The following is a 4,136-nucleotide window of genomic DNA, read 5'->3' as shown; positions in this document are numbered from 1 at the left end:
TTACGCAAGGGCAACTCAATGCCGTGGCCAGGCGTTTGAACGGAAGGCCGCGAAAGACTCTAAACTTCGAAACACCGGCCGAACGATTTCATCAATTTGTTGCAACGACCGGCTGAAACCGCAACCCGAAGCAGACCTTAAACTGCCAGGCAGGGGTGGACCGATTTAGGGGGGATATGAAGGACGAAGAATTTGATACCTTCCTCGCGAAGGTAAACGACGAACTGGAGTCGAAGCAGGCGGAGCTAAACTCTACCTACGGCCTTGGTGAGATGAAGCGTTGGTGGTTCGAGCAGCAAGGCGCCAAGCTTCAGTTCTTTGATGGCAACGACAGATTGGCTGTTGAAGCGGACGTTGTCGGAATTGGAAGCTTTTCGCCTAAGTCCAGCAGTTGGATGTGGGCTTGGAGTAATCCCAGTTTTTTACCCGAACTCCGAGAGAAGGCGCTTCCTCTGAAGCGACTCGAAGCCCTCACCGGGTTCGATCTATTCGGGAACGAAGGTACATTCTCGATTTCCGGTGAGGCGATGGCGTGGGAATTGGCTGCCATGGCAGTTCATGAGCTAGAGGCATTGGGCTGCTATCGCGCACCGGCATCTTCCTCTGACGGCCCTTACACCTTTCTAGCAATCGCCAACTTAAGGGTCTTGGCAGATATTTCTTGATGTCCGCTTCCGACCCATAGCAGGCATCCCGGTTAACGACAAAAGGCTGGTTATCGTGAAGCAGTCCGAGATGGATCGTGAGCTACGTGACCTCAGCAAATCGCGGGCAAAGGCGCGCGGCTGGAAGTCAGTTGCGAATGTTGTGTACTGGACGAGCGGGCCGATCTTCTTCAGCTTCGTGCCTTCCGCTGGCGTAAAGACCGGGTCATTCCACTGCTCGGTTAGATTCAAATGGCTCGACTTGGATCGCGTCCTCTGGCGAGTTCTTGACATGGAGGCGAATGAGAAAGCGCCCTTCAGCCTGCACGCTAATGGTGCATTTGTCTTAACGGGCCAAGGGATCTTCTCCTGCGCGGAGCAAGACCATGACTGGCTGCCAGGTGTATTAGCTGATCGTCTCGATAGGGCTATGGATACGGCATCAATTCGGGCAGGGGAGATCGCTGGTGCCGTCACTTCCCTAGAGACATATTTGGCCCTTCTCGAAGAAGAGCACGAGTCCTTCATGCGACGGCATCCTAAGGCCATCATCAATATTTGGAAGGAGAGGCTGCTTGCGAGCCTCTTGGTTGGTGACACAGCACAAGCAGCTGACATAGCACGGTCGAGAATCGCGGCGCATGACCATGGTGGCTTCACATCTGGGGGCAAATCGTTCTTCGAGCTGGCCCGTGATTTGTGCGAGGCCAGCGGGATGCCCGCTCCTCACGGGCACTAAATAAATCGAAGATATTGGATAAGGTCCGCTACCGACCCGAAGCGGACCTAGCCGTTTGATCGAAATCGACTGAGGTGAGGCAGGATGAGCATGGGCCATGACGACTTCCTCCGGACGGTTCAAACTCGAGCGCGCCGGGCGTCTGGCGTTATCGGAGCGAATGGTCAGATGCGACTGCATGGCCATTTCTGGTCTTACGATGAAATCCAGTCTGGACTGGCGCTACGTCGAGATTGGGGCGTCGACCAGGACCTGATTCCGTTCTTTGGGGACTGGCATGAGGTGATTTGCCTGTCCTCATCGACGGGGCGTGTGATCTATCTTGATGATAGCCGCCACGTCATGTCCAGTTGGTCCGATACAGAGGCCTTCATGGAGTCATTGGCTGTCGAGATGCCTGAGAGTGAGTCCTCGGAAAGCTCGCGACTTGTCCATAGTGAGATTTCATCGGGTCTCGCAGACAAGGTCCAGGCTCTATTGCAAGCAAAGAAGCCGTAAGGCGATATGTCCGCTTCCGACCCAAGCGGACCTCATCCGTGACTGCGGGCAGCAATGAGGTATGTGAATGATCCTCAGAAATAGGGACCGCTTCTGGGAACTCATCGCGGTTGGCGACAACGGCGGCTCGATCGAACGGCTTCCTGATGAAGGTGTTCAGGAGCGGAAGGCCAACGGCTTCTTCTTTGAGAAGGAGGGGCGCACCTTTGGCCTCGGCGTGGACCGTGGGGTGGTATGGCTCTTTTTAGATGGTGAGCTACGAGCGGCTCACAACGGATTATTGGTCTCCGTGGAGGATGCGGAGGAGCTACGCACTTTCACGGCCTTTGATGGGCCGGACCTAATCTCCTCAGTCACTTACTCGCCCGAGGCGCCCTATTGGAACCTCTTTGCGATGGACGACGAGGATGTGGACGGGTTCACGTGGATGCGCAACGTGCTTTCCAGTCCTGAGCGAATGGCTGTCTTCACTGCGGTGAACGGCTAGTACGATATCTGGCACGTCTGCTTCCGACCCGATTCGGACAGTTCTGAAACCGGACGTTTGAACTATTTAGGCGGCGAGACATGAGCTTTGACCTATTTCTGCAGCGCTTTGTGTCAGGTGACTCGGCAGAAGTTAGCCGAACGGTCGTTCTCGCTGCCCTTCGACGGCATAGCCAGGTCGCGGCTGACAGGTTCGGCTTCTACCTAGTGGACTTTGCAGATGGCTCCAGTGTCGAGTTCTCGGCCAAAGGCTTGGAGGGTGACGAGAGCTTCACTGGGTGCGCGTTTCATGTTCGGGGGTTCTCGCAGAGCGTTATCGAATTCGTGTTCGACATTGCCAAAACTGGTGACATGGTCATCTTGAACGCGCAGGGGACAGGGGATGCTTCGAGCCCAGTCGCGATACTTACCGACATGTCGCAAGCCACGCACCTGCCCACGGAAGGATTACCAAACCCTGTTGTATGCGAATCCAGCGAGCATCTGAGCAAATTGTTCGGGGTCGGTTATCAGCACTGGCGGGAGTTTCGCGATCAAGTGACTGGCGCGACTCTCGATTGATAAGGTCCGCTACCGACCCGGAGCGGACCTAAATACTAATTAGGGGAAATACGGATATGCCTTCATGCGCCTGATCGGCCAGCTCCTCTTCGCTCTGTCACTCATGGCTCTCGGCCATGCCCGTGCTTGCGAACGCACGCTCTTGGGGACCTGGAAGTCGGATAGCAAAAGATCAATGGAGTTCATCGCAGCTAATGCGATTCTTCGGCCAAAGACTGAGGCGTTCCTCGGTGCGATGCTGGGTCATATGACGATGACGTTCACAAGTAATGCACTTCATACAGTAATGCCGGACGTGGATGTCACTGTTGATGGTCAACTCAGGCATTTGACTGGCTTTGAGGAAAGCAAGCCTTACAAAACTCTCTTCTGCAACAAATCTGAGATCGTCTGGTCGGCAAAACGCGCCTTCGGCAAGGAAGAAGATGTCACCACGTTTCAATTTGTAGGCCCGGATACGATCTGGGTATACATGGGGAGCACCGACCCTCTAGTGCCCGATCTAAACGCGCGAGAGTACTTCCAGCGAGTCCAGTGAGCCCAAGTAGTGGGCCCGTTGGATACTTGTCGCGACTGTTCCCAGACGCGAATGTGCAAAAGTTCCGCTTCCGACCTATAGCGGACGCTGATAAGGAGATCTGTTATGGAGCAAAAACGGACCATTGAAGAAATCCTTCAGTCAACGTCCGATGTGATCTATCCGGCCGAACTTGGTGCCAGAAGAGTCACCCTGGATAGCTGCGATTGCGACGGCGACACGCCGTTGCATGTAATGGTTTGGCGGGATGATGTTGATGGCGTCAGGGCACTGATTGAGGCGGGTGCGCCTGTAAATGCAGTGGGTGACATGGGGGCAACTCCACTGTATGTCGCCGTACTCAAAGATTTGCCGCGCATCGCCGAAGCGTTGCGGCAGGCTGGGGCAGATCCTGATATCCGCTCGGAGTTCGGGGACACTCCTCGCGAAAGGGCTATGGCTGCCGGCGGGGAGCTTGCAATATTGCTCCGCTGAAACGTTTTGCGCGGCCATGGAACTGTCTCTTATACACATCTGACGCTGCCGACGACAACGTTCAAAAAAGGGGGGGGGGGGGGGGGGGGGGGGGGGGGGGGGGGGGGGGGGGGGGGGGGGGGGGGGGGGGGGGGGGGGGGGGGGGGGGGGGGGGGGGGGGGGGGGGGGGGGGGGGGGGGGGGGGGGGGGGGGGGGG

Annotated in this window: 7 protein-coding genes; all 7 read left to right on the top strand. The window is 56.4% G+C overall.

The window, feature by feature from the left end; translation table 11 throughout:
* Positions 1-176: 176 nt before the first annotated feature.
* Positions 177-665 carry a DUF6882 domain-containing protein gene (locus JHD67_RS21085; RefSeq protein ID WP_199101106.1) on the top strand — a complete coding sequence of 163 codons (489 nt, stop codon included), beginning with the start codon at positions 177-179 and terminating at the stop codon, positions 663-665.
* 55 nt (positions 666-720) lie between these two features.
* Positions 721-1,383 carry a hypothetical protein gene (locus tag JHD67_RS21080; RefSeq protein ID WP_199101105.1) on the top strand — a complete coding sequence of 221 codons (663 nt, stop codon included), beginning with the start codon at positions 721-723 and terminating at the stop codon, positions 1,381-1,383.
* A gap of 90 nt (positions 1,384-1,473) precedes the next feature.
* Positions 1,474-1,881 (top strand): hypothetical protein, encoded by a 408-nt coding sequence (locus tag JHD67_RS21075; RefSeq protein WP_199101104.1) that lies wholly within the window; start codon positions 1,474-1,476, stop codon positions 1,879-1,881.
* 67 nt (positions 1,882-1,948) lie between these two features.
* On the top strand, positions 1,949-2,368 hold the full coding sequence (locus JHD67_RS21070) for a hypothetical protein (RefSeq protein ID WP_199101103.1): 420 nt from the start codon (positions 1,949-1,951) through the stop codon (positions 2,366-2,368).
* A gap of 80 nt (positions 2,369-2,448) precedes the next feature.
* Positions 2,449-2,928, top strand: coding sequence for a hypothetical protein (locus tag JHD67_RS21065; protein ID WP_199101102.1), 480 nt, complete (start codon positions 2,449-2,451; stop codon positions 2,926-2,928).
* Positions 2,929-2,992: 64 nt separating this feature from the next.
* A complete protein-coding gene (locus JHD67_RS21060) occupies positions 2,993-3,466 on the top strand; it encodes a hypothetical protein (RefSeq protein WP_199101101.1) in 474 nt (157 codons plus the stop codon).
* Between the two features lie 105 nt (positions 3,467-3,571).
* Positions 3,572-3,940 carry an ankyrin repeat domain-containing protein gene (locus JHD67_RS21055; protein WP_199101100.1) on the top strand — a complete coding sequence of 123 codons (369 nt, stop codon included), beginning with the start codon at positions 3,572-3,574 and terminating at the stop codon, positions 3,938-3,940.
* The last annotated feature ends 196 nt before the right edge of the window (positions 3,941-4,136 follow it).

The sequence above is a fragment of the Dyella sp. ASV21 genome (genome assembly GCF_016428975.1).
Classification (GTDB): Bacteria; Pseudomonadota; Gammaproteobacteria; order Xanthomonadales; family Rhodanobacteraceae; genus Dyella.
The sequence above is the reverse complement of the archived record's forward strand: the minus strand, read 5'-3'. Positions and strand labels throughout refer to the sequence as shown.

Excerpts from the sequence above, each read along its gene's own strand:
- JHD67_RS21085 (WP_199101106.1), top strand. The coding sequence starts at position 177 with ATGAAGGACGAAGAATTTGATACCTTCCTCGCGAAGGTAAACGACGAA.
- JHD67_RS21075 (WP_199101104.1), top strand. The coding sequence starts at position 1,474 with ATGGGCCATGACGACTTCCTCCGGACGGTTCAAACTCGAGCGCGCCGG.
- JHD67_RS21070 (WP_199101103.1), top strand. The coding sequence starts at position 1,949 with ATGATCCTCAGAAATAGGGACCGCTTCTGGGAACTCATCGCGGTTGGC.
- JHD67_RS21065 (WP_199101102.1), top strand. The coding sequence starts at position 2,449 with ATGAGCTTTGACCTATTTCTGCAGCGCTTTGTGTCAGGTGACTCGGCA.
- JHD67_RS21060 (WP_199101101.1), top strand. The coding sequence starts at position 2,993 with ATGCGCCTGATCGGCCAGCTCCTCTTCGCTCTGTCACTCATGGCTCTC.
- JHD67_RS21055 (WP_199101100.1), top strand. The coding sequence starts at position 3,572 with ATGGAGCAAAAACGGACCATTGAAGAAATCCTTCAGTCAACGTCCGAT.